Annotated in this window: 20 protein-coding genes, 1 pseudogene and 1 riboswitch; of the genes and pseudogenes, 18 read left to right on the top strand and 3 right to left on the bottom strand. The window is 40.7% G+C overall.

All coding sequences use genetic code 11. The annotated features are described in order from the left end of the window. The first annotated feature begins 189 nt into the window (after positions 1-189). The 12 genes and pseudogenes from M2132_RS09265 (at position 190) to M2132_RS09210 (ending at position 13,072) form a co-directional block, all read left to right on the top strand. Positions 190-531 (top strand): hypothetical protein, encoded by a 342-nt coding sequence (locus tag M2132_RS09265; protein ID WP_280673082.1) that lies wholly within the window; start codon positions 190-192, stop codon positions 529-531. Positions 532-550: 19 nt separating this feature from the next. Continuing rightward, on the top strand, positions 551-679 hold the full coding sequence (locus M2132_RS09260; protein ID WP_280673081.1) for a hypothetical protein: 129 nt from the start codon (positions 551-553) through the stop codon (positions 677-679). Next, positions 676-831 (top strand): annotated as a pseudogene (locus M2132_RS09255) (IS982 family transposase); the annotation flags it as partial. The gene M2132_RS09260 and the pseudogene M2132_RS09255, both read left to right, overlap by 4 nt. Before the next feature lie 177 nt (positions 832-1,008). After that, on the top strand, positions 1,009-2,532 hold the full coding sequence (gene purH, locus M2132_RS09250) for a bifunctional phosphoribosylaminoimidazolecarboxamide formyltransferase/IMP cyclohydrolase (RefSeq protein WP_280673080.1): 1,524 nt from the start codon (positions 1,009-1,011) through the stop codon (positions 2,530-2,532). A 48-nt stretch (positions 2,533-2,580) separates the two neighbouring features. Next, positions 2,581-3,609, top strand: a complete 1,029-nt coding sequence (locus tag M2132_RS09245) for a rod shape-determining protein (RefSeq protein WP_280673079.1) — start codon at positions 2,581-2,583, stop codon at positions 3,607-3,609. A 36-nt stretch (positions 3,610-3,645) separates the two neighbouring features. Then, positions 3,646-4,503, top strand: coding sequence for a rod shape-determining protein MreC (gene mreC / locus M2132_RS09240; RefSeq protein ID WP_280673078.1), 858 nt, complete (start codon positions 3,646-3,648; stop codon positions 4,501-4,503). Beyond that, positions 4,503-5,012: a rod shape-determining protein MreD gene (gene mreD, locus M2132_RS09235; protein ID WP_280673077.1), complete on the top strand. Its 510-nt coding sequence runs from the start codon at positions 4,503-4,505 to the stop codon at positions 5,010-5,012. Before mreC ends, mreD begins: the two co-directional genes overlap by 1 nt. After that, complete coding sequence (mrdA, locus tag M2132_RS09230; RefSeq protein ID WP_280673076.1) at positions 5,009-6,886, top strand: penicillin-binding protein 2; 1,878 nt, start codon at positions 5,009-5,011, stop codon at positions 6,884-6,886. Before mreD ends, mrdA begins: the two co-directional genes overlap by 4 nt. Beyond that, positions 6,879-8,348 carry a rod shape-determining protein RodA gene (gene rodA, locus M2132_RS09225; RefSeq protein ID WP_280673075.1) on the top strand — a complete coding sequence of 490 codons (1,470 nt, stop codon included), beginning with the start codon at positions 6,879-6,881 and terminating at the stop codon, positions 8,346-8,348. The genes mrdA and rodA overlap by 8 nt, the downstream gene beginning before the upstream one ends. 78 nt (positions 8,349-8,426) lie before the next feature. Continuing rightward, a riboswitch (cobalamin riboswitch) is annotated at positions 8,427-8,639 on the top strand. A gap of 143 nt (positions 8,640-8,782) precedes the next feature. Next, on the top strand, positions 8,783-10,780 hold the full coding sequence (locus M2132_RS09220; RefSeq protein WP_280673074.1) for a TonB-dependent siderophore receptor: 1,998 nt from the start codon (positions 8,783-8,785) through the stop codon (positions 10,778-10,780). Between the two features lie 6 nt (positions 10,781-10,786). Continuing rightward, complete coding sequence (locus M2132_RS09215; RefSeq protein ID WP_280673073.1) at positions 10,787-11,887, top strand: YncE family protein; 1,101 nt, start codon at positions 10,787-10,789, stop codon at positions 11,885-11,887. A 48-nt stretch (positions 11,888-11,935) separates the two neighbouring features. After that, positions 11,936-13,072, top strand: coding sequence for an ABC transporter substrate-binding protein (locus M2132_RS09210; protein ID WP_280673072.1), 1,137 nt, complete (start codon positions 11,936-11,938; stop codon positions 13,070-13,072). A 95-nt stretch (positions 13,073-13,167) separates the two neighbouring features. Here M2132_RS09210 and M2132_RS09205 read toward each other — a convergent pair whose 3' ends face one another. Beyond that, the gene (locus M2132_RS09205) at positions 13,168-13,899 is read right to left on the bottom strand and encodes a hypothetical protein (protein WP_280673071.1); all 732 of its coding nucleotides are present in this window, start codon (positions 13,897-13,899) and stop codon (positions 13,168-13,170) included. Between the two features lie 114 nt (positions 13,900-14,013). Then, positions 14,014-15,495, bottom strand: a complete 1,482-nt coding sequence (locus tag M2132_RS09200) for a hypothetical protein (RefSeq protein WP_280673070.1) — start codon at positions 15,493-15,495, stop codon at positions 14,014-14,016. Positions 15,496-15,876: 381 nt separating this feature from the next. Here M2132_RS09200 and M2132_RS09195 point away from each other — a divergent pair, with 381 nt between their 5' ends. Beyond that, positions 15,877-18,426, top strand: coding sequence for an adenosylcobalamin-dependent ribonucleoside-diphosphate reductase (locus M2132_RS09195; RefSeq protein WP_280673069.1), 2,550 nt, complete (start codon positions 15,877-15,879; stop codon positions 18,424-18,426). Positions 18,427-18,689: 263 nt separating this feature from the next. On the opposite strand, the gene M2132_RS09190 is transcribed toward M2132_RS09195, so the two are convergent. Then, positions 18,690-19,952, bottom strand: coding sequence for a phosphoglycerate kinase (locus M2132_RS09190; RefSeq protein ID WP_280673068.1), 1,263 nt, complete (start codon positions 19,950-19,952; stop codon positions 18,690-18,692). Between the two features lie 343 nt (positions 19,953-20,295). Between M2132_RS09190 and M2132_RS09185 the strand changes: the two genes are divergently transcribed. The 5 genes from M2132_RS09185 (at position 20,296) to M2132_RS09165 (ending at position 25,408) form a co-directional block, all read left to right on the top strand. After that, positions 20,296-21,288 carry a MoxR family ATPase gene (locus tag M2132_RS09185; protein WP_280673067.1) on the top strand — a complete coding sequence of 331 codons (993 nt, stop codon included), beginning with the start codon at positions 20,296-20,298 and terminating at the stop codon, positions 21,286-21,288. A 64-nt stretch (positions 21,289-21,352) separates the two neighbouring features. After that, on the top strand, positions 21,353-22,222 hold the full coding sequence (locus M2132_RS09180; RefSeq protein ID WP_280673066.1) for a DUF58 domain-containing protein: 870 nt from the start codon (positions 21,353-21,355) through the stop codon (positions 22,220-22,222). A 55-nt stretch (positions 22,223-22,277) separates the two neighbouring features. Next, entirely contained in the window at positions 22,278-23,369 is a 1,092-nt protein-coding gene (locus tag M2132_RS09175) for a hypothetical protein (protein WP_280673065.1), read from the top strand. Positions 23,370-23,382: 13 nt separating this feature from the next. Beyond that, complete coding sequence (locus tag M2132_RS09170) at positions 23,383-24,363, top strand: VWA domain-containing protein (protein WP_280673064.1); 981 nt, start codon at positions 23,383-23,385, stop codon at positions 24,361-24,363. A gap of 22 nt (positions 24,364-24,385) precedes the next feature. Beyond that, positions 24,386-25,408: a VWA domain-containing protein gene (locus tag M2132_RS09165; protein WP_280673063.1), complete on the top strand. Its 1,023-nt coding sequence runs from the start codon at positions 24,386-24,388 to the stop codon at positions 25,406-25,408. The last annotated feature ends 6 nt before the right edge of the window (positions 25,409-25,414 follow it).

The raw sequence follows: 25,414 nt of genomic DNA, 5'->3' as shown, positions 1-25,414 counted from the left end.
GTAACTTCAGCAAAATAGGGAGAGATTAATGTATTCATGAGACGAAGATAACATTTCTACAAATTATGATGAAATTTTGATGCGGTTGCCCTGATATCCAACAGATTTTCAAAGATGGTATCATAGGTATTATAAAGGAAATCAAAGAGGGAATGCATCCAAAAATGAATTTAAAGAATTATATAATGAATGGGTTATGACTCTGTTTATATAATAGAGGCTGAGCGTTTGGGGGTAGCATACATTATTTTATCAAAAGATGATTTTACATCCGATTCTCTATGTAAAAAGACTATTGAAGTGGAGCAATCATACCCTTTAGTTTTGAAACAAATAGATACATCCTGGTATAGAGAAAAAATTGAATCTGAAAAATATTTACCTGGGGATATTAATGCGGGAATTAACTATAATGGTACTTTTATCTCTTTCCGTAAATTTTCGTATATTTTATATACAACACCTAGTTTAGTTGGACTATGTTTATGGAAAGATTATAAAAATCCAATGAGAAGGGAGATTAAGCATTAAGTGGCCTATTAAAAATGACATGCCACGGCGCATAGATGCCAATAACGATCTGGCCGTAGAGGTGATATACTACGAATATACCCACGGTGGTAGGAAACTGTCGGCTCAATATTCATGGAATGTGCCTTACAGTGCGAGCCCTATTTAAGTATTGATTATCAAAGAGGTTTATTCTCTTCAAATCAAATCAGATTTGAAATTCCAATGCGCAAAAATCAGAAAGACTATAAGTCACAAATTTTTATCTTCCGTAAATCCAAAAAACGCATTGAAACACTGTTTCCTCAACTCTGTGACCAATTATACAACTTATTAACAAATTGAATAACAATAATATTAACAATTTAAAAGTATGGATTGCCTAAATACACTACGGGTTATAGGTTTTTAGTAAAATCTTTTAGGATTCGGCATACGGAATAAAGATTAGATTTTATATCTTTGTCAACTTGAAAAAGTTAAGAATAAAATTAAAGTATGTCGTCACAAAAAAGAATCAAAACAGCGTTAGTATCAGTTTATCATAAAGATGGATTGGATGAAATTTTAAAAAACTTAAATAGTCTTGGAGTCCGTTTCGTATCGACAGGCGGGACAAGGAGTTTTATAGAATCTTTAGGTTTTGAGTGCGATGCTGTGGAAGATTTAACCGGCTATCCTTCTATTTTGGGCGGCAGGGTAAAAACCCTTCATCCCAAAGTATTTGGAGGTATATTGTGCCGCAGGGAATTGGCGGAAGATAACGAACAGATAAAAACGTATGAAATCCCCGAAATAGACCTTGTTATTGTAGACCTGTATCCTTTCGAAGATACGGTTGCTTCGGGTGCGTCCGACGAAGATATTATCGAAAAGATTGATATAGGCGGTATTTCGCTTATCAGAGCGGCTGCCAAGAACTTTAACGATGTCATTATTGTGGCTTCTAAAAATCAGTACCAACCTTTGGCAAAACTGTTGAAGGAGAAAAATGGCGAGTCTGATTTGGCCGATCGCAAATGGTTTGCAAAAGAGGCGTTCGCGGTTTCATCGGGATACGATTCGGCGATATTCAATTATTTCGATACTGACCAGCAATCGGCATTCCGTTGTGCTGTTGACGACAAAAAAGCCTTGCGTTATGGCGAGAACCCTCACCAAAGTGGAGCATTTTTCGGCAACTTCAATGAGATGTTCGACCAACTTCACGGACGTGAAATATCTTACAACAATCTGTTGGATATTGAAGCGGCCATTAATCTCATTGCGGAATTTGACGAAACTACGGTTGCTATCTTGAAGCATAACAATGCTTGTGGAATAGCATCGCGCGGTACTGTTGCCGAGGCTTGGGCTGCGGCTTTGGCGGGCGACCCCGTATCGGCTTTTGGCGGTATTATTGTTTCTAACCAGAAGATTGACATTGCCGCAGCAACCGAAATCAATAATATATTTTTCGAAATAATAATTGCTCCGGCATACGACAAGGACGCCCTTGAAGTATTGCAACAAAAGAAAAACAGAATAATACTTGTTCAGAAACAATCGCCAAAAGGAACAAAGCAATTCCGCTCGTTGCTTAACGGTGTTCTTGTTCAGGACAAAGATTTGAGTACGCAAACAGCGGCAGACTTTACACTGGTAACAAACCGGCCTCTGCAAAAGGGAGAAACTGACGACCTTATCTTTGCAAATAAGTTGGTGAAGCACACAAAATCGAATGCCATAATTCTGGTGAAGAACAAACAACTCTGTGCCGGTGGAACAGGGCAGACTTCTCGTGTAGATGCTTTACGTCAGGCCATAGAGAAGGCTCACTCATTCAAGTTTGACCTTCAAGGTGCGGTAATGGCATCGGACGCGTTTTTCCCGTTCCCCGATTGTGTGGAAATTGCCGATAAGGCAGGAGTTACAGCTGTTGTTCAGCCCGGAGGGTCTGTAAACGACAAGTTGTCGGTCGATTATTGTAACGAGCACAACATTTCGATGGTGACAACAGGGGTTCGTCACTTTAAGCATTAACAATACTGAAGTAAAATATACATATACAAAAATAATATCAAGAACAATATGGGTTTATTCTCTTTCACTCAAGAAATAGCGATGGACTTAGGTACAGCCAACACTATCATCATTTGCAATGATAAGATTGTGGTGGACGAACCGTCTATCGTTGCGCTCGAAAGACGTTCCGATAAATTGATTGCTATTGGCGAAAAAGCTCGTCAGATGCATGGCAAAACTCACGAAAATATACGTACAATCAGACCCTTACGCGATGGCGTGATTGCCGACTTTACGGCAGCCGAACATATGATAAGGGGCATGATTAAGATGATAAACAATAATAAACGCCGGTTGTTCTCTCCTTCTTTGAGGATGGTTATTTGTATCCCTTCGGGTAGTACCGAGGTAGAAACCCGTGCCATCAGAGACTCGGCCGAGCATGCCGGAGGGCGTGATGTTTATATGATTTACGAGCCTATGGCTGCTGCTTTGGGTATCGGTCTTGATGTTGAAGCCCCCGAAGGAAGCATGATTGTTGATATAGGTGGCGGTACAACCGAGATTGCTGTTATATCGCTGGGAGGAATTGTATCCAATAAGTCTATAAAAATTGCGGGCGACGACCTGACGGAAGATATCCAGGAATACATGGGTCGTCAGCACAATATAAAGGTAGGTGAACGCACGGCCGAGAAAATTAAAATTGCTGTCGGCTCTGCCCTTACCGAACTGCCAACCGAGCAAGCACCGGAAGAGTTCATTGTACATGGACCTAACAGAATGACTTCCTTGCCGATGGATGTGCCTGTGAGCTACCAAGAGGTAGCGCACTGTTTAGATAAATCTATCTCTAAGATGGATTCGGCTATCCTTAGCGCTTTGGAGCAAACCCCGCCGGAGCTTTATGCCGATATTGTTAAGAACGGAATATACCTGACAGGCGGAGGTGCATTGTTGAGAGGCCTTAGTAAGCGTTTCTACGACCGCATCGGTATTCCTTTCCATGTGGCGGAAGACCCCTTGCATGCTGTTGCTAAAGGTACAGGGATAGCACTGAAAAATATTGATAAGTTTAGTTTCCTTATGCGATAACGTTTTTTTTATCAGACAAAAAATCGACGATGATTTATGCGCAATCTGATTGCATTCCTAATAAAGAACGGAGCATGGTTTTTCTTTATTTTTCTTGAGATAATCTGCTTCTACTTTATTTTCCAAGGTAATTCATATCAACGGAGTATATATTTAAACTCTTCTAACGAAATTGTTGGAAGGGTTTATTCTATTTCCGGAACAGTACGTTCTTATTTTGGGCTGAAAACCGACAACGAAGAATTGTTGGCTCAGAATTCGGAATTGCAAAAGAAGGTGTGGGCTATGGAAAAATATATTACAACACTGCAATCCGATTCGGTAAAGATAAACCCCTTTGTAGCTGATTCTCTACGGAGTTACGATTATGATGTAATTGTGGCGCATGTAGAGAATAACAGTGTTAATAAAATTGATAATACAATAACCGTAAACAAAGGTTCTAATCACGGCGTAAAGCCCGAAATGGGGGTTGTATCTCCATTGGGGGTGATTGGCATCGTGGTGAAGGTATCGCCCAATTATTCTATCGTACAGCCTATACTAAACTCTAAAAACAAGCTGAGTTGTAAAATAAAAGGAACCAACAATCCGGGTACGCTGGTGTGGGAGGGGAACGATTACCGTTATGCCAACTTAAACGGATTTCCCCGTCACGAAAAATGGCAAAAAGGCGATACTATCGTAACAAGCGGATTTTCGAGTTTCTTTCCGGAAGGTGTGATTATCGGTAAAATAGAAAAAGCGTACAAAGAAAGCGACGATAATTTTATTTCGCTGCGGGTTCGTTTGGCTACCGATTTTTCATCACTGTCGAATGTATTTATACTCGATAATAAGAAAGGGCAGGAACGCCTTGAGTTGGAAAAATCAATGAACGCAAACGACAGATAATGGCCAGTAACTTTTTAAAATTATCGCTCCTGTTTGTTATACTTGTATTGCTTCAGGTATTGGTGCTGAACCAGATTTCTTTTCTGGGGTATGCTACGCCGTTTCTATATATCTATTTTATCATAAAACTGCCGATAGGTATAAACCGCTATTACGCAACTTTGCTTGGTTTTATAATGGGTTTTACTATCGATGTGTTTTGTAATACCCCCGGTGTGAATGCAGCCGCTACAACCTTTGTGGCTTTCTTTGCACAAAGTATTCAGAACTTGTTTTTCCAAAGGGAAGATCACGATTCGTTTGTTCCGAGCTTATCGTTACTCAATCTCGATTTTGCAAAATATATGGTCACTATGGTTTTGCTGCACCATGTGGCTTTATTACTGATAGAATCGTTTTCTTATCAGAATATTGATATTGTTTTATTGAGGATAGTATTATCGTCTGCCCTGACTTGTATATTGATATTAGCAATAGAAGGTTTTTCGTCTAAAAAGAAAATAGTGTGAAAAACAAGAATTTTTATGAAAAACGTAAATATGTGATTGGTGGAGTAACATGCCTTATTGTGCTGATACTCATATCCCGTCTGTTCTATTTACAAGTAATAAAAAACGAATATAAGAACTTTGCCGACGATAACGCTTTTTTCAAAAAAACAATCTATCCGGCACGGGGCACAATCTACGACCGCAAAGGTAAAATGTTGGTATTTAACCAACCAACATACGATATTGTATATATTCCGCGCGAAGTGCAACCCTTCGATACACTCGACTTTTGCAATATACTGAATATAACAAAAGAGCAACTGCTTAAAAAATTTGCCGACATCAAAGACCGGCGTCTCAATCCCGGATATTCATCGTACACGATGCAAACCTTCATGACGCAGCTTACCCTTGCGGAATATGGGCTTTTTATGGAGAAGCTATATAAATTTCCCGGTTTTGATATTCAGAAAAGAGCCTTGCGGCAATATAGTTATCCAAATGCTGCACAGGTGTTGGGCTATGTGGCCGAAGTCAGCAAAACAGCTATGGAAGAAGATAGCTATTATTCGCGGGGCGACTATGCAGGGAAATCGGGAGTAGAACGTTCGCACGAAATAAATTTACGTGGAGAAAAAGGTGTGGAAATACTGCTCCGTGATGCGCGCGGACGCATACAAGGCCGGTATGAGAATGGCAAACATGATGTGAAGCCCGTATCCGGCAAAGACATTACTTTAGGTATAGACATCGATTTGCAGGCGTATGGCGAATACCTGATGCAAGGGAAACGAGGTAGCATTGTTATGATTGAGCCTTCAACGGGCGAGATTTTATGTATGGTTTCGGCTCCCACTTACGACCCTTCGCTGTTACTGGGGCGTGAGTTTGGCAGTAACTTTCAGTTGTTGGCTAATAATCCGCATAAACCACTTTTCAACAGGGCAATACAAGGAACATATCCTCCGGGATCGACATTTAAAACAACGCAAGGGCTGATTTTCTTACAAGAGGACATAATACAACCTTCTACATCGTACCCCTGTTATCATGGTTATCCTGCCGGTGGTGGCCGTCCTGCCTGTCACGGACACCCTTCGCCTTTACCCCTCGAACCGGCCATCGCAACATCATGTAACTCGTATTTTTGCTACGGATTGAGCGCCATGCTTAACAACCGGAAAAAATATTTGAACATTCTTGAAGCATTCGATACTTGGAAAGACCATCTGGTAGATATGGGCTTTGGCTATAGACTGGGGGTGGATTTGCCATCAGAAAACCGGGGATTTATTCCCAACAGCAAATACTACTCGAAAAACTTTAAGACGGAAAAATGGTATGCCCAAAACGTAATATCTATTGCCATTGGGCAGGGAGAGGTGCTGGCAACGCCTTTGCAAGTGGCCAATCTGGCTGCAACGATAGCAAACAGGGGATATTACTATAAACCCCATATCGTGAAAAATATAAAAGGCGCGTCCTTAGACACATTATATACAAAAAAACGTATTACCGGTATCGAACGGTCTTACTACCAGAATATAGCCAACGGAATGCGAATGGCTGTGACCGGAGGAACATGCCGTGGAACAAATATTCCGGATGTTGTTGTTTGCGGAAAAACAGGTACTGCCCAAAACTCGCATGGTAAAGACCACTCCATTTTTATGGGCTTTGCTCCTATGGATCAGCCTAAGGTTGCCATCTTTGTTTTCATCGAGAATGCCGGTTTTGGCGCAACGTATGCTGTGCCCATAGGTAGGTTGATGTTACAGAAATACCTGAAAAAAGAAGTTCCGCCCAGCGATAAGCATATAGAGGTCAATATGGCTAATGCTCATCTTATATCGCCGTTTGATAACTATAAAAATGGTTTCAGGAATGATTAGCAATTATACATATAGAAGACCCGACGATAAGATAAAGGCAAGTGTAGACTGGGTCGTTGTTGCGCTTTATTTTGTTATGGTTTTTTGTGGATGGTTCAGCATTTATGCTGCCAGCTATCAGTACGACCATGTGTTGAGTATCTTCGATTTGTCGGGTAGGGCAGGGATGCAGCTCGTTTGGATAGGAATATCGTCGGTACTTGCTTTTGTGTTGCTGAAGCTGGATAGTAACCTTTACGATGTTTTTGCCTATTTTGTGTATGCTATATGTATATTGCTGCTGATAGTCACCATTTTTGTGGCAAAAGATATAAAAGGCTCGCGCTCGTGGCTTGTAATAACAGATTCTATCCGTTTGCAGCCTGCCGAATTCGCTAAATTCGGCGTTGCTTTGGCTATTGCTCACTTTATGAGCAGTTATAATTTTAAGCTGATGACGCCCAAAAACCTGGCTGTACTTTCGGGTATGATTCTCTTACCTTTGGTGCTGATTCTGCTTCAGAAGGAAACAGGTTCGGCTTTAGTGTACGTTGCTTTTATTTTGGTATTGTACAGGGAGGGTTTACCGGGTATGGTGCTTATAGCCGGATTGTGTGCTGTTATTTTCTTTGTTATAGGTCTCAAGTTTTCGGACGTCGAGGTTGGGATGATAACGCAGGGCGAATTTATTTCCATCATACTGATTATCCTTATATCGGCCTGTTTGGTAATAGCCTACAAAAAGGATTATGCCTCGGCAAGGAATATTCTTTTAGGTGCTGCCGCTATATTCGGTTTGTCGTATCTTATTTCGCTGTTTATACCGTTGGATTGGGGCATGATTGCCATAATAGCATTTGCCGCGCTACTGGTATATGCTATTGTTATGGGGATACGTACATGGAACAAAAGTTATCTGTTTGTAGGTGTTTTTGCTATAAGTAGTTTACTGTTTGTGGGGTCTATAAATTACGTGTTTAACGATGTGATGCAACCGCACCAGCAGATGCGTATTAAGGTTTCGCTGGGTATGGAAGACGACCTTATGGGAGCCGGTTATAATGTGAATCAGTCGAAAATAGCAATCGGATCCGGTGGGTTTACGGGAAAAGGCTTCCTGAACGGAACGCAAACCAAGCTGAAATATGTGCCCGAGCAAGACACCGATTTTATTTTCTGTACGGTAGGCGAAGAAAAAGGTTTTGTTGGGTCGGCCGTGGTTCTGCTGCTTTATCTGTTTCTTATATTGCGGCTGTTTTATCTGGCCGAAAGGCAGCGCGATGCCTTTGGGCGGGTATATGGCTACAGTGTGGCTTCCATATTCTTATTTCACCTCACCATCAATGTAGGAATGGTTATAGGCTTGACGCCTGTTATTGGTATTCCGCTTCCGTTTTTCAGTTATGGAGGTTCTTCTCTTTTAGGATTTACGATTCTCTTGTTCATCTTTTTGCGGGTAGATATGACCAGAAAACGCCGATAAATTTAACGCGAACGGAATTTTAACTCTCTCAAAATTATTTCCTTAATATTTTATTTGTTTTTTGACAAATAGAATAGTTATATTTGCATCGATTTTGGTGTCACTATTTTCTGTCCATGAAAATAGCGATGAAAAGGGAATCAGGTGCAAATCCTGAACAGACCCGCTGCTGTAAGCTTCGCCAAAACTACGGACAATACTCAAAACCACTGTTCCCTCAAAAAAAGGAATGGGAAGGGCGTTCCGGAGATGAAGTAAGTCAGAAGACCTGCCAAACGATTAACGATGAAGGCTTTCGAGGGTATAAAGCTGGCAATTACCGACCATAGGTCTACCTTGTGTATAAAAGACTTATATTTTTTGCCTCAAAAAAAATCTTCATCTCTTTTGTAAACGAACATTTGTTTCAGTATAAACCCTTTTCGGGAAGAAGGATGAATTTAAAAAAACTGCTTTTCTTTTTTGTTCTATTAAACATGTTCTCTGTTGCTGTCTATGCCCAGAGTGAAGATTCTGTTCGTATAAAAGGAAGTATAGACGAGGTGAAGATAATCTCTACACGTAATGCTATGACGGGTATCACAGTCACTTCTCCGTTGCAACTACTGACAAGCAAAGAGATACAGGCAACGGGCATAGCGTCGCTATCTGATGCCGTACGGCGGTTTTCGGGCGTTACGGTGAAAGACTACGGAGGGATAGGAGGTATGAAAACGGTTTCCATCCGAGGATTCAATGCCCAGCACACAGCCGTTGTTTACGATGGTGTTAGCGTGAGCGATGCCCAAACAGGGGTGGTTGATATAGGACGCTTCTCGCTCGATAATGTTTCCACTATAACGATGATAATAGGTGTTCAGGACGATATATTCCAGTCGGCCCGGAATCAGGCTTCCGCCGGAGTATTGAACATCAAAACGCAAAGTCCTGTATTCGGGGATAGAAGGTATAAAGGAAGCGCGCAGGTTAAAACCGGATCGTGGGGATTGTTTAATCCGGCGGTCAATTTTGCCTATAAGTTAAACTCCAGATTCACTCTTTCGGCCGATGCTAATTGGCAACGTGCCGACGGCAGGTACAAATATAAGATTGATAATGGAACGCAAAGCGGAACATTTAAGCGAAAAAACAGCGATGTTGATATTCTCCGTACAGAAGTTAATCTGTATGGGCGATTGGGCGATAATCAGAGCCTAAATATAAAGCTATATTATTTCGATTCGGAAAGGGGACTGCCCGGTCATATAACCTTGTATAACGATTATTCAACCGAAAGATTGTGGAATGAAAATTTCTTTACCCAGGTTCAATACAAAAATTTCTTCTCCGACAAGTTTTCGTATCAGGCAAATGCCAAGTACGATTACAACAAAGCCCGCTACGAATATACACATACCCAGTTGGGACGTACAGATAAATACATTCAGAACGAGTACTACTTATCTAATACGCTGATGTATAGACCAAACGGAGCATTCTCTTTTTCGTTGGGCGAAGATTTGGTTTATAATAAGCTGAAAAACGATAATGTGCTGAACGACAATCTTCGTAACCCGAGCCGGCAAACCAGCATAACAGCTTTATCTGGTAAGTATCAAGCAAACAGATTGACTGTTATAACTACTTTGCTTGGTTCTTATGCCAAAGACGATATAAAAGTGACAGGCAATCAGTATGAATATAAACGTATAGTTCCGTCTTTCGGAGTCACTTATTCCCTTTTGGATGCAAACAGGCTGAACTTTAGGCTTGCTTACAAAGATATTTTTAGGATACCTACTATAACTGAAGTTTACTATAAACGGTCGGGGGTAATTCTGAAACCCGAAAAAGCCCGCCAATTGAATATGGGGCTTGTATGGGCCGATAGGCTGTCGGACGTAATGCAGTCTGTAAATATTTCTGTTGATGCCTATTACGCTCATATGAAGGATAAGATATCAATAATACCTACCACATCTTTTATCCGCACAGACAATATAGGAAAAGTAAGAATGACGGGGATTGATGCTGTTCTGAAAACCAATTTGTTTTTGACGGAATACTTGTCTTTACTTGTTTCAGGAGCATATAGCTATCTGAAGGCTGTGGATATAACTTCAAAAACAGATAGTTGGTATAAAAACCAAATACCTTATACACCAAAGCATTCGGGGTCTGTTTCTTTTGGCTTAGAAAACCCTTGGGTAAATGTTACATATACCGGGCTTTTTTCGGGGCGGCGCTACTATTCGCCCGAAAATATAGCCTCAAAAAAAGTTGCGGGATACGCAGACCATACTATCGCCTTAAATAAACAATTGAATATAAAATGGGTAGAATATACCTTCCAACTTGCGTTTACGAATATATTAAACAAACAATATCAGATTATTAACTATTATCCGATGCCCGGACGTGCTGTTAACGTTTCGGTAGGATGTAAATTTTAGAAAAAAATGAAATTTAAAGATTTATTCTCAAAAGCGCTTCTTTGTGTTGCGTTAATGGCTTTTTGCGTTTCCTGCGATGACGATAATAATAATGGTGGTGGCGGTGGTTTACCTACCATAACAGACGGTGTTTTGATACTGAACAACGGACTAATGGGCGAAAATAATGCCTCAATAGATTTTTATAACACAGCCACGGGAGAAGTTGAATCGGACTTCTTTTATAGAGCAAATCAACAAGCGCTTGGCGATGGCGGACAGGATATGCTTGTATATGGTTCAAACATTTTTGTGACAGTAACAGAATCGAATATGATTTATGTGCTGGATCGCCAAGGTCGTATTAAAGAGAGAATCCAACCTAAAAACGATAACGATGAACCGCTAAATCCCCGCTCTTTGACTTCGGCCGATGGTAAAGTTTATGTGAGCCTTTATGGTGGCTATGTGGGCAGGATAGATACGCTTAACTATGCTTTCGACAAGGTGAAGCTTGATGGTCGTTATCCCGAAGGATTGGTTGTATTGAATAATAAATTGTATGTAGCAAATTCAAATTATGCGTTCGATGGCAGTGGTAAAAACCTGTATGTTATCAACCTGTCGGACTTCAGTAAGGTAAGCGAATCGATTGATGTTCATCTCAACCCTATGAGTCTGACCAAAGACAATTCGGGTAATATCTATATTATCTCGATGGGTAACTATTTGCCTGATATTCCTAACCAACTGCAAAAATATAACCCTTCAACCAAGCAATTAGAGAATATAGGGCAAGCAACCGGAATGGTATTTAGCAATAATAAACTGTACACGTATTTTATCGAATATACTCTTGATGGGCAAACAAAAGCCTCGTTTGCATACTACGATGTAAAGAACAAACAAATGGTAAACGAACGTTTTGTTGATGCCGATAATACTGTCGATTTGAGTAAAGCCAGCAGCCTATCGATCGACCCTGTAAGTAAATATTTTTATATCGGTATATCGCCAAGCTATACGGTAAACGGAAACATGTATGTTTTTGATGCAAACGGCGGGTTTGTGAAGAAATTCTCAACAAGCGGTCCTAACCCGATGGGGGCTTGTTTTTTGACCCGATAAATTTTTGAAGCACTGTTCCTCTGTATCTACTTTCTTAAAAAACTGAATATGAAGTGTTTGAATTATATACTATTGTTGCTCGTTTTATTACTCGCATCGTGCAAAGGGGATAAAAATACGCATAAGCAAAACCAAGGTATTGTCACTACCGCTTACGAAGTGGCTTATGCCAAAGGATTCAGTGTTGTTAAAACAGCTGATTATACAGAGGTAACGGTTCGTAATCCGTGGGATACAACTAAGATTCTGCAAAAATATATTCTTGTTGATAAACAAAAACAACTCCCGCCCGATTTGCCCAAAGGGATTGTTGTACGCACACCGGTTAGCAATGTTGTTGCTTATTCAACCTTGCATTGTTCAACGCTCGACGAATTGAATCTGATAGGCATTATAAAAGGCGTTTGTGAGCCCGAACACATCAAAATTCCTTTTATAAAAGAAGGTATAGTAAGCGGATCTATTATGAATTTAGGCTTAGGTAGTTCGCCCGATGTTGAGAAGATTATAGATTTGAACCCGGAAGCAATTTTTGCCGACCCTATCGAGGGGCGTTCGTTTGGTGCGATCGAAAAACTGAATCTGCCAATCATCCAGACTCCCGACTATATGGAACCAACAGCCTTGGGGCGTGCCGAATGGTTGCGCTTTTATTCCTTGTTTGTAGGGCAGGAAGCTTTGGCCGACTCCATATTTAATCAAACGCGAGACAACTACAATGCTATAAAGGCAAAAGTAGCTAAAGCCGAAAAGAAACCTTCCGTTTTTTTCGATGTGATGTTCAGCGGAGTTTGGTATATTGCCGGAGGGAAAAGTTTTATAGCCAATTTCATTAACGATGCCGGAGCATCTTATCCTTGGCAAGGCGATGAGTCGACAGGGGCATTGGCATTGACGTTCGAAGCGGTTTTAGACAGAGCCGAAAAAGCAGAGTTCTGGCTGATAAAATACAACACACCATCGTCGGATATGACTTATAATTCACTGGCCAAAGAGAATAAGGGTTATACACAGTTCCATTCTTTTAAGAACAAAAACGTTTATGGTTGTAATACGGCTTATGCGGCTTATTATGAAGATTTGCCTATTCATCCGGATTATGTGTTGAACGATTTTGCGGCTATATTTCATCCCGACTTATTTCCAGAATATCAACTCCGGTATTACAAGAAATTAAAGGAGTGAAGTAATGTTCATAACATAAAAACAACAATCCCAACCGATTTATATCTAATCAGTTAGGATTGCTTTTTTGTATAAACCTTTCTTGGCTTGTGTTTTTATCTTGTTCTGTTGGTTCTGGAACTCGACGAATTGTCTTTTCTGGAAGAATTGGAGGATGATTCGCTTTTTGTTCTTGTTGAGTTACCTCTGTTTTTGTTATCATTCACTTCTGTTTTCCTCTTTGTGTCAGAAGATGTAGATGTTCTTCCTCCTGTATTTGCAGGACGTCCGGATGGCTGTCTGCCACTATTGTTTGAGCCGGAATTATTGTTTTTATCTTTATTGTTATTATTCCTGTCGGGTTTTCTGTTTCCCGATTGGTTGTTATTGTTCGGCCTGTTTGACGATGAACCACTGCTATAATAATCGTGCTCTTTATTGCTTCCATTATTATAGTTTGAATTGTGGGAATTATCATTGTGTCCGTTATTGTGGTAATTGTTGTGATAATGTCCGCCAACAATAAGGGGGGCACCCATAGGCGGCCTTATCGATGGCATGGGTCTGGCTATATAGGCATTATCGTCGTACAGAAATTCATAGCCTGTCAGGTAATCGTCCCAAAATTCAAGAGCAAATACTTCATTATCGTACGACCTGTACTGTAACACTTCCTGATAGCCTTCGGGAGTGCTATTTATTGCTAAAACCCTCTCAGGATTACCTATCCGGTAAGCAACCTCAGATTTACTCATGCCCATTGTAAGTTTATTGGGGTCGACTGTTTGAGTAACCATACATGATGAAACTGCAAATGCCACCAAAAGGATATATATAAACTTTTTCATAATATAGCTCGTTTTTAATTTTAACTCGATAAATAGTTTTCTTTTCTACTAATTAGAACGCATTATATGGTGAATGGTTTAATGCCGGTATAACACAAAAAAAGGTGAACCTTGTTATTTAGTCTCATTATCAGCATCTTTCAGCCTATATAATTCAAATACATGATTTTTCTTGTAAAGATAGAACTTTTGGTCGATAATCTTCCAGAATTCTTTGTTAGTACTTTGATCCCTAAACTGGGTAAACACCCATTTGGGAGGGTTGTTTTCCATCATTTGGTTTATCCCCGTAATTATATCGGGGTTGTATTTGCCTTGCCATTCCTGCATCATAAAGTTTTTATAATAGGGCAAAACGCCTGCCGTAGCATGGAAGCGGGTCATGGTTTGATAGGCAAATATTGAATCCCGTTGGCTTTCGGGAATCAGAGCCACAAGTTCTTTTGCCTGTTCTTTGTAATAGTCGGTTTTTGCCCCACCTCCTTGCGATTTATATTTATGAGCAGCAAAGCCTGATAAAATAACGGCAGCAAGCACACAAACCGTGATTGGTGTTTTTTTGTTTTTAAGCGTTCTGAATATATATATCAACCCTAAAGCAAAGCAGGGTATATTGAGCGTCATGTAATGATAGTAAGCGGCTCCAATATGTGTGGTTATATATCCAAAAACAAACAGGAGAGCGGAAAGAAGAATTACTTTGTAGTTTTTCTTTTCCCGGTAATGTAATATTGTACCTATGACAAGGATTAAAAAAGGAACCCAAGCTTTAAGTATATAAAAGAATGCTGCCGGTAAGTCTCTGAACGGAGACAACGATTCGTTAATGCCCACATAAGTGAAATTGTAGATGATGGCTGCAAATAACATTTCGCCAAGCGCATCATTTACCAGAAAATATATGATAAGAGGGAGCGTAACAGCCACAAACCCGAGTATAAAATAAATAAATAGGTTTTTAAGCCCCTTCCAATCCTTATTTTTTATGGTTACTATAAATATAAATATTGTACAGGCACATGCCACACCCATATTATTAAGGCGTATCCACATCATAAAGGCGGCGCACACGCCAATCAGAAATACATGAAAAGGTTTGACACGATTGTTCTCCGACAGGGCAAACTTCAGAGTCAGAAAGAAGGCTAAAGAAGAAAACAATAATGCGTACTCTTCCGTCAGATTTCCTCCTTCCATCGTAAAGGCAAAAAACAGTAACGAAAACAATACCACAGCAAAACTATAAGTCTTGTTTAGGAATAGACGAGCCGAGAAAAATATAAAAGCTTGAATAATGGATAGATTCACGACTTCCATTATGAATATACCCAAGCGGTCGGGTACAAACATCTGCCCGAACGCTTCTATGAAAAACATCATAGGGCCTTTATGGTCAAAAAAATCTATGTAAGGAATTTTTCCGGCAAGAATCATTTTTCCCATCACCAGATAATTGGCGCTATCGCCTCCATATCCTACATAAAACGGGCTGGTGGCATAAGCTTGCAGAGCCAAAAAGATAAACGATATTACGAGAAAAGAAAAATATAGGAAGATGTTATAGTTTGTTTTTTGTGTGTCGATAAGATTACTCATATTCAATCTGTTGTGAAATACAGTTGCAAAAGTAAGAAATATATTCTGGTTTTTGGGCATAGGCTTGTTTCTTCTTTTCGATTCGGGGTGTATAATCTGGTATGTTTTGTCTTCACAGAAAATCAAAAAAAGACATCTGTAAATTTGTTGTATAATAGTTTTGGAAAACTTTTTCAATAATGGAATTTTATATTATTTTGATATTCAAGTAAATAAATTTTATTTTGGAAAACTTTTAAAAATGTTGAAAACATGTTGTTGTATAATTTGGTGGTTCGTGCTGTAATATGTAACATTGCATCAGCAAAATATATGGGTATAATTTAAGTTTTGACCTGTTTATAATAATGAAATAAGTTTTTGGTAAAGAATAAAGGGTATATGAAACAAAAGATTTACACTTTTGATGAAGCTTATGGAGCCTCATTAAAGTATTTTAATGGAGATGAATTGGCCGCTAAAGTTTGGGTTAACAAATATGCGCTGAAAGATGCACAGGGTAATATCTATGAACTAACCCCTGAGGATATGCATTGGCGGTTGGCTAACGAAATAGGGCGTATTGAAGATAAATACGAAAATTCGCTGTCGAAACAAGAACTTTACGATCTCTTCAACCAGTTTAAATACATTGTTCCCCAAGGAAGCCCTATGACGGGAATCGGCAATAACTTTCAGGTAGCATCTTTGTCCAATTGCTTTGTGATAGGTATGGATGGCTCGGCCGACTCGTATGGTGCTATTATACATATTGACGAAGAGCAGGTTCAACTGATGAAACGCCGTGGTGGAGTAGGGCACGATCTTTCGCATATTCGCCCTAAGGGTTCGCCAGTCAAGAATTCGGCTTTAACCTCAACCGGACTTGTTCCGTTTATGGAACGTTACTCTAATTCAACACGCGAAGTTGCTCAGGACGGACGTCGTGGAGCGTTAATGCTAAGTGTATCAATAAAACACCCTGATGCGGAATCTTTTATAGATGCAAAGCTTGAACAAGGCAAAGTTACGGGAGCAAACGTGTCGGTTAAGATTGACGATGAGTTTATGCAGGCCGTTGTAGACAAAACAAAATACAGTCAGCAATATCCTATCAATTCGGATAGCCCCACAACGGTTAAGGATATAGAAGCCGATGCTTTGTGGCGTAAGATTGTCCATAACGCATGGAAATCGGCCGAACCGGGAGTGCTGTTTTGGGATACTATTATCCGCGAATCGGTTCCCGATTGCTATGCCGATTTGGGCTTCCGTACCGTTTCTACAAACCCTTGCGGAGAGATACCCTTGTGCCCGTACGATAGTTGCCGTTTGCTGGCTATAAATCTATACTCTTATGTAGTTAATCCGTTTAAGGAAGATGCTTATTTCGACTTCGACCTTTTCAAAAAGCATGTGGGTTTGGCACAGCGGATAATGGACGATATAATTGACCTTGAAACGGAAAAAATAGATAAGATACTCGAAAAAATAGATGCCGATCCCGAAATGGAAGAAGTGAAACATACGGAAAGGCATTTGTGGGAAAAAATAAAGAAAAAAACACTTCAAGGCCGCCGTACAGGAGTCGGAATCACAGCCGAAGGCGATATGATTGCCGCGATGGGATTGCGCTATGGAACGGAAGAAGCAACGGCTTTTGCCGAGGAAGTGCATCGCACATTGGCTTTAGCGGCTTACCGTTCTTCGGTGGAATTGGCAAAGGAACGCGGAGCTTTTGAAGTATTCGATATAGAACGTGAGAAAAACAATCCGTTTATAAATCGTTTGATTGCCGCCGACCCCGAATTGTTCACAATGATGAAACAATATGGACGCCGCAACATAGCGTGTCTGACTGTTGCTCCGACAGGTACTACCAGTCTTATGACGCAATCGTCGTCAGGCATAGAGCCGGTATTTATGCCCGTATATAAACGTAGGCGCAAAGTAAATCCGAACGATGCCCAAGTTACAAAGGTCGATTTTGTTGACGAAAATGGTGATTCGTGGGAAGAATACATTGTCTTTCACCATAAGTTCGTTACCTGGATGGAAGCGCAGGGATATCCCACAGCTAAGAAATATACAAGCGATGAGGTTGATAAAATGGTTGAAGCCTCGCCCTACTTCAAGGCTACGTCGAACGACGTGGATTGGTTGCAAAAAGTACGCATGCAGGGACGTATCCAGAAATGGGTAGACCATTCTATAAGCGTTACCATAAATCTGCCGGCCGATGTATCGGAAGATTTAGTGAACACGCTTTACATAGAGGCTTGGAAGAGCGGCTGTAAGGGATGTACCGTTTATCGAGATGGTTCGCGCGCGGGAGTTCTTGTTTCGGCCGACGATAAGAAAAAGAAAAAAGACGAAGATTGCGACTGCTACGAGCGTCCTGTAATTGTTCAGACCCGTCCTAAGGAATTGGAGGCCGATGTAATTAAATTCCAGAACAATAAAGACAAATGGATTGCTTTTATTGGCTTGTTGGATGGACGACCTTACGAAATATTTACAGGTATAGCCGACGACGAAGAAGGCTTGTTGCTACCCAAGAATGTGAGTCATGGACGTATCATCAAGGGAGTAAACGAAGACGGAGAGCGCAGTTATGACTTCCAGTTTAAGAATAAGAGAGGTTATAAAACTACGATCGAAGGCTTAAATAGCAAGTTTAATCCGGAATTCTGGAACTATGCAAAACTTATTTCGGGCGTGTTACGCTATGGTATGCCTATCGATCAGGTTATAAAGCTGGTACAGGGATTGGAATTGGATAGCGAAACTATCAATACATGGAAAAACGGGGTGGAACGTGCTCTGAAAAAGTACATGCCCAGTGGTTCGGAACTGAAAGGTCAAAAATGCCCCGTTTGCGAACAAGAAGCCCTGATTTATCAGGAAGGTTGCTTAAAGTGCACAAACTGTGGTGCTTCAAAGTGTGGATAATTATGAAATCACCTTCGATTTTATGTTAATAATTAGTAGAGAAATTGCCTTGTTGAAATTCAACAAGGCTTTTCTTTTTTTCGGAATATTCCCAAAAAATTTGTAGAAACCAGAACCTATGAAAACAAAGATAGTTGTCGGGCTAGCCCGACAACTATCTCATGAATTATTAATATTTTTGTCTAATCAGACCTAACGATTTTTTAGGATGAGACATGTGTTCAGCTAACGAAACTCTCCGAAAAGCTGATGTCTCTCTTTAATTAATATCCCCTGATAGCTTTGATGCCCGGCAATACTTTTCCTTCTATAAATTCGAGCAAAGCTCCTCCACCTGTCGATACATAAGAAACATCATCGGCAAAACCAAATTTATTTACACAGGCAACTGAATCGCCTCCGCCAACAAGCGAAAACGCTCCATGTTTAGTGGCTTCAACAATAGCTTCGGCAACTGCTTTAGAGCCATGAGCAAAGTTTTCGAACTCGAAAACACCCACCGGACCGTTCCAAAGAATGGTTTTTGATGCTTTCACCACTTCCGATAATTCTTTTTCACCGGCAGGGCCTATATCCAATCCCGACCATCCGTCAGGTATATCGTTGGCAGGCGCAACTTTTATGTTGGCATTGTTGCTAAAAGCATCGGCTATGCGTGCATCGCTTGCCAATACTATCTTCACTCCGTTGCTTTTCGCTTTGATAACGATATCTTTGGCTACATCAAGTTTGTCGTCTTCGCAAAGCGAGCTACCTATCTTGCCTCCAGCTGCTTTCTCGAACGTATAGGCCATTCCTCCGCCAATAATCAGATTATCAACTTTGGTAAGAAGGTTTTCGATGATATCTATCTTTGACGATACTTTCGATCCTCCTATTATTGCAGTGAAAGGGCGAACCGTATCTTTCATTATTTTTTCTACGGCGTCAATTTCTTTCTGCATCAAATAGCCAAACATTTTGTGGTCGGCATCGAAATAATCGGCAATAAGAGCCGTAGAGGCATGAGCACGGTGAGCCGTACCGAAAGCGTCATTCACATATACATTGGCATAAGAAGCCAGCGTTTTTGTAAATTCTTTTTGTTTTTCTTTTATTTCTTTTTTTGCAGCAGTTTTCACTTCCTCGGTAGCATCGTCGGCCAAGCCACGCGGTTTTCCTTCTTCTTCGGCATAGAAACGCAGGTTCTCGAGCATAAGCGCTTCGCCCGGTTGTAAAGCAGCAGCTTTCAGTGCAGCTTCTTCGCCCATACAGTCGGATGCAAACTGAACATCAACACCAAGCAATTTAGATACATGACCCAAAATGTGTTTCAGTGAATATTTTTCATCAACGCCTTTCGGTCTGCCAAGGTGAGAACCTATGATAAGGCTGCCGCCATCCGATAGTATTTTTTTTAGTGTAGGAAGCGCAGCACGAATACGGGTATCGTCCGTAATATTGAATTCCGCATCCAGAGGCACATTGAAGTCAACTCTTACGAATGCCTTTTTTTCGGCAAAATTAAATTTGTCAATTGTAATCATGATGTTTTAAGAAATAAATTATTTTTTACAATATATTATATTTTCATCTCTGTTTCCAAATTGAGGCAAATATACAAAATTAAGCTGTGCGGCATCAGTTTATAAATCAAAATTATGCGAATGAAAAAAACGGTGGTAAAAGTGAGTATTGTTCAATTATCAGAAAAGTACAGAAAAACACATCATATATTTGCCATAAAGCTTATATCAATGGCTTTTTGTATGGCTTAAAGATTTTTAACCACCAAATGGTGCAATAGGGTTTAACAATTCGTATTTTTGTTCTGCTTTAAAAACACAAAAACAATAAAAACAGCAACAATATAAAATTAAACTTATCTTTATGAGTCAAGTTGATTTAAGAGAATTGAACGAACGTATTGAGAACAAAAGTGCTTTTGTGAATATGATTACGATGGGTATGGACAAGGTCATCGTTGGGCAGAAACATCTGGTCGAATCATTATTGATAGGTCTTTTGTCCGATGGACATATACTTTTGGAAGGTGTTCCCGGGCTGGCAAAAACCTTAGCCATAAAAACACTGGCATCGCTCATTGATGCAAAATATAACCGCATACAGTTTACGCCCGACTTGCTCCCTGCCGATGTTATCGGGACGATGATTTACAGCCAGAAAAATGAAGAATTTATCGTTAAGCATGGGCCTGTTTTCTCGAACTTTGTTCTTGCTGACGAAATAAACAGGGCTCCCGCCAAAGTACAAAGTGCTTTGCTCGAAGCTATGCAGGAACGACAAGTTACCATTGGCGAAAAAACATATGCACTGCCTAAGCCGTTTTTAGTTATGGCTACACAAAACCCTATTGAACAAGAAGGGACATATCCCTTGCCCGAAGCACAGGTAGACCGCTTTATGCTGAAGGTGGTTATAAACTACCCTAAAAAGGAAGAAGAGCAACTTATTTTACGCCAAAACATAATGGGCGACCGCGAAGAAATCACGCCTGTTCTCAAGGCCGATGAGATTCTCGAAGCCCGTAAAGTGGTTCGTGATGTGTATCTTGACGAAAAAATAGAAAAATATATTGTCGATATTGTTTTTGCAACACGTTTCCCTGCCGACAATGGCTTACCCGAACTACGGAACATGATTGGCTTCGGAGTCTCTCCGCGTGCATCTATCAGCATGGCTTTGGCTGCGCGGGCATATGCTTTCATCAAACGCAGAGGGTATGTTATTCCTGAAGATATCCGGGCTGTTTGTCACGATGTGCTTCGCCACCGTATAGGATTGACTTACGAGGCTGAAGCCAACAACACGACATCGGACGAAATCATCAGCGAAATATTGAACAAAGTAGAAGTGCCTTAATTAAGGTAACGTTTATTTTATCACAATCAGGACAACAAATCCGTGCCTTCGGAAAAAGTTAAGTATGGATACAACCGAATTATTAAAGAAAGTACGTCAAATAGAAATAAAAACAAAAGGGCTGTCGCAAAATATCTTTGCCGGGCAGTACCATTCTGCATTTAAGGGGCGTGGTATGGCTTTTTCGGAAGTTCGTGAATACCAGTACGGCGACGATATCCGGGATATAGACTGGAACGTTACGGCACGTTACAACAAACCTTATGTGAAAGTTTTTGAAGAAGAACGCGAACTCACCGTTGTTCTGATGATTGACGTATCGGGTAGTTTAGATTTTGGCAGCACCAGCGCATTTAAGCGGAATATGGTTGCCGAAATTGCCGCCACATTAGCTTTTTCGGCCATACAGAATAACGACAAAATAGGGGTTATCTTCTTCTCGGACAAGATAGAAAAGTTTATTCCCCCTAAAAAAGGAAAAAAGCATATATTATATATAATCAGGGAACTCTTATCATTCAAGCCCGAAAACAACCGCACCGATATCGGTATGGCTCTCAAATATCTGACCAATGCCATCAAGAAACGCTGCACTACGTTCATTATATCAGATTTTCTTGATTCGCCCAAATTTGAAGAAGCCATGACCATAGCCAATCGCAAACACGATATTGTGGCCTTGCAGGTTTACGACAAGCTCGAAACCCGCCTTCCGGCCATCGGTTTGATGAAACTTCTGGATGCGGAAACCAACAAAGAAGTATGGATAGATACTTCCTCGAAAAAAACACGAAGTGCTTACGAGCGTCACTTCGAGAAAGAGCTTTTCTATACACAGCAGGCATTTACTAAGAGTAAGGTCGATAATGTAATGATGAACACAAACGACGATTATGTGAAGTCTTTGATGTTGCTTTTTAAGAAAAGGAGTTAAACTCTTTGCAAAAAATGATTTAATCCAGTTCCTAAAATAAGGATAGATGATTATTATGTTTAGAAAAAGGAAAATCGTATTATTTTTAATTGGCATCCTATCGCTGTGTGCCCTGCCGATACAGGCACAAAAGGCATCGGTAAGTGCAACTATCGATCCGGCACAGATATTGATAGGCGAACAGGCCGTCATCACGCTCGAAATTAAAGCACCCAAAGGACGGACCATCGCTACTCCCGAATATAATTATACCGACACATTGATAACAGGCATTGAGGTTTTAGCTAAGCTCGACCCCGATACCACAATCAACCACGATGTAATGTCGATAAGGCAACGATATATTGTCACTTCGTTCGATTCGGCACTATACAACATTCCTTATATGTATATAATTGACGGAACGGACACCATCCGTTCACGCAATTTAGGGCTGAAAGTATCTTCGCCCGAACTGTCGGATAGTACGATGACATACCTTAATATGATGAAGGAGCAACAAACCGATTCTATCGACTTTGAAGCCCTTCAGCTTGCCGATATAAAAGACGTGCAAAAGCCGCCCTTTGTATGGCAAGACTATTTGTGGATTATATTTATCTGTATAGGTATTTTTCTGCTTCTTGTGCTGTGCGGCATTTTGTTGTTCTTGTATTTGCGTAAGAAAAACAAGGGATATTATTTCCGTCCAAAAGTTGTTTTGCCGCCACATGTAGTTGCTCTAAAGGCTTTAGACAAAATTAAAGCCAATAAATTATGCCAACAGGGACTCGAAAAGCAATTCTATACAGAACTTACCGATACTTTGCGTAACTATATAGAAAAACGTTACTATATCAAAGCTTTAGAGCAAACGTCGGACGAAACGCTGGAGGCGATCAATAATATTTCGGACGACGATTCGGTATATCACAATCTTAAACAGATATTGAAATTGGCCGACCTTGTTAAGTTTGCTAAATATAAACCTTTACCCAATGAAAACGATTTAAGCCTGATGAACGCCTACTTCTTCGTGAATCAAACAAAAAAAGAAGAGGAAGTGCCTGCAACCGAAGCAGTGAATACGAATGTAGCCATTGTACAACAGATACCACCTCAAGAACAGAGAACAGAAGGTGACGAAAACAATCAGGTTAAACAATAAAACATAGCTTGGAATGGAATTTGCAAACCCCAAATGTTTATTTTTACTTTTACTGCTCGTACCGCTTGTTGTGTGGTATGTGGTAAAACTCAGGCATACGCAAGCTAATTTTAAGTTGTCGTCTACCAGCGCGTTTACACGGTTGCCGTCTTCGTGGAGGGTAAGCCTCAGGCATTTGCCATTCATCTTGCGAACGCTTGCCATAGCTCTCGTTATATTGGTGATTGCACGTCCGCAGTCGGTAACATCGTACGAAAAATCGAAATCGCAAGGTATTGATATCGTTATCGCACTCGACGTTTCGGGAACGATGCTTGCACGCGACTTCAAACCCGACCGCCTCGAAGCAGCCAAAAGTGTGGCTGCCGAATTTATAGCTGCCCGCGAGAACGATAAAATAGGATTAGTGGTTTTTGGAGGTGAAAGTTTTACTCAATGTCCCTTAACGACCGACCGCCGCGTTTTGCTGAATCTGTTACGGGATGTGAGATACGGAATGATTGAAAACGGAACAGCTATCGGCTTAGGATTGGCAAACTCAGTAAACAGGCTGAAAGACAGTAAATCGAAATCGAAAGTCATAATATTGCTTACCGATGGCTCTAACAACCGTGGGCAGATTGCTCCCCTCACCGCTGCCGAGTTGGCTAAAGGTTACGATATACGTGTCTATACGATTGGTGTGGGAACACGCGGAATGGCACCAATGCCTGTCGCCGTAGGATCGGAATTTACGCAGATGGAACCTGTTGATATAGACGAACGAACACTTACCGAAATAGCCTCCATAACAGGCGGCGAATATTTTAGGGCGACCGACAACAACAGTCTGAAAAATATATACAACAAAATTGATGAGATGGAAAAATATCTTATCAGTGTCAATCAGGTTACACGCCGTAAGGAACTGTTTATGCCTTTCGCAATTCTGGCTTTAGGTCTTATTGTTTGCGAGTTGGTTTTACGGCGCACAACATTCCGGAACATACCATAAAAAACAGATTTAAAGAAGAAAAATGTTTCAATTCGCTAATCCATACTATTTATTTCTTTTGCTGATACTTCCCGTATTGGTAGGAGGATTTATATACATAAACCAGAAGAAAAGGAAAGACGTACAAAAATTGGGCGACCTGCAAACAATGAAGCAACTGATGCCCGAACTGTCGCTGAAACGTTCGTACCTTAAATTCTGGATAACGTTTGCCGTCATTGCTTTGGGAATAGTTGTTTTGGCACGCCCTCAGTTTGGGTCGAAGGTCGAAAAAGTAGAAAAGAAAGGCATCGAAATGGTTATAGCCATCGATGTATCGAACTCAATGCTTGCACGCGACATCAATCCAAGCCGTTTGGCCAAGGCCAAGCAGATAATGACACGTATCATCAACGAACGCAAGGACGACAAGGTAGCCCTTGTTGTTTTTGCCGGGGATGCCTATGTGCAAATGCCCATGACAACCGACACGCAGTCGGCGAAAATATTTCTCGACAATATAAATCCATCGTTAGTACCTGTGCAGGGAACAGCTATCGCCAGCGCGATAGATTTGTCTATAAAATGTTTTTCGGGCGATGAAGATATTGATAAAGCTATCGTTCTCATAACCGATGGCGAAAGCCACGAGGGAAATGCCCCCGAAATGGCAGCTCAGGCCGTAGACAAGGGAGTGCAGGTAAACGTGGTTGGTATCGGTTCTGCACAAGGGGCTCCTGTTCCTATCTCTGAAAACAGTGACGAAAATAAAAGGGACAATGACGGCAATTATGTGCTTTCGCGCCTCAATGAGCAGATGTGCAACGAAATAGCTCAAGCCGGAAAAGGCCTCTATACCCATGCCGATAATACAAACAAGGCTTTTAAAGATTTGCAGGCCGAACTCGAAAAATTGCAAAAGAAAAAAATTGATGGTACAACTTACTCCGAATATGACGAAAAATTTTACATATTTGCTTGGGCTATGCTTGTCCTGCTGATTGTTGAAGTATGTATCTTTGATAAGAAAAACCGTATTTTCAAAAACGTCAGACTATTTAAATAATGATGG

This window comes from Dysgonomonas sp. PH5-45 (assembly GCF_029893235.1).
Classification (GTDB): Bacteria; Bacteroidota; Bacteroidia; order Bacteroidales; family Dysgonomonadaceae; genus UBA1309.
The sequence above is the reverse complement of the archived record's forward strand: the minus strand, read 5'-3'. Positions and strand labels throughout refer to the sequence as shown.

What these genes read in the sequence shown, in the direction of transcription:
- M2132_RS09265 (WP_280673082.1), top strand. Translation starts at nt 190, where the DNA reads ATGGGTTATGACTCTGTTTATATAATAGAGGCTGAGCGTTTGGGGGTA.
- M2132_RS09260 (WP_280673081.1), top strand. Translation starts at nt 551, where the DNA reads ATGCCACGGCGCATAGATGCCAATAACGATCTGGCCGTAGAGGTGATA.
- purH (WP_280673080.1), top strand. Translation starts at nt 1,009, where the DNA reads ATGTCGTCACAAAAAAGAATCAAAACAGCGTTAGTATCAGTTTATCAT.
- M2132_RS09245 (WP_280673079.1), top strand. Translation starts at nt 2,581, where the DNA reads ATGGGTTTATTCTCTTTCACTCAAGAAATAGCGATGGACTTAGGTACA.
- mreC (WP_280673078.1), top strand. Translation starts at nt 3,646, where the DNA reads ATGCGCAATCTGATTGCATTCCTAATAAAGAACGGAGCATGGTTTTTC.
- mreD (WP_280673077.1), top strand. Translation starts at nt 4,503, where the DNA reads ATGGCCAGTAACTTTTTAAAATTATCGCTCCTGTTTGTTATACTTGTA.
- rodA (WP_280673075.1), top strand. Translation starts at nt 6,879, where the DNA reads ATGATTAGCAATTATACATATAGAAGACCCGACGATAAGATAAAGGCA.
- M2132_RS09220 (WP_280673074.1), top strand. Translation starts at nt 8,783, where the DNA reads ATGAATTTAAAAAAACTGCTTTTCTTTTTTGTTCTATTAAACATGTTC.
- M2132_RS09215 (WP_280673073.1), top strand. Translation starts at nt 10,787, where the DNA reads ATGAAATTTAAAGATTTATTCTCAAAAGCGCTTCTTTGTGTTGCGTTA.
- M2132_RS09210 (WP_280673072.1), top strand. Translation starts at nt 11,936, where the DNA reads ATGAAGTGTTTGAATTATATACTATTGTTGCTCGTTTTATTACTCGCA.
- M2132_RS09205 (WP_280673071.1), bottom strand. Translation starts at nt 13,899, where the DNA reads ATGAAAAAGTTTATATATATCCTTTTGGTGGCATTTGCAGTTTCATCA.
- M2132_RS09200 (WP_280673070.1), bottom strand. Translation starts at nt 15,495, where the DNA reads ATGAGTAATCTTATCGACACACAAAAAACAAACTATAACATCTTCCTA.
- M2132_RS09195 (WP_280673069.1), top strand. Translation starts at nt 15,877, where the DNA reads ATGAAACAAAAGATTTACACTTTTGATGAAGCTTATGGAGCCTCATTA.
- M2132_RS09190 (WP_280673068.1), bottom strand. Translation starts at nt 19,952, where the DNA reads ATGATTACAATTGACAAATTTAATTTTGCCGAAAAAAAGGCATTCGTA.
- M2132_RS09185 (WP_280673067.1), top strand. Translation starts at nt 20,296, where the DNA reads ATGAGTCAAGTTGATTTAAGAGAATTGAACGAACGTATTGAGAACAAA.
- M2132_RS09180 (WP_280673066.1), top strand. Translation starts at nt 21,353, where the DNA reads ATGGATACAACCGAATTATTAAAGAAAGTACGTCAAATAGAAATAAAA.
- M2132_RS09175 (WP_280673065.1), top strand. Translation starts at nt 22,278, where the DNA reads ATGTTTAGAAAAAGGAAAATCGTATTATTTTTAATTGGCATCCTATCG.
- M2132_RS09170 (WP_280673064.1), top strand. Translation starts at nt 23,383, where the DNA reads ATGGAATTTGCAAACCCCAAATGTTTATTTTTACTTTTACTGCTCGTA.
- M2132_RS09165 (WP_280673063.1), top strand. Translation starts at nt 24,386, where the DNA reads ATGTTTCAATTCGCTAATCCATACTATTTATTTCTTTTGCTGATACTT.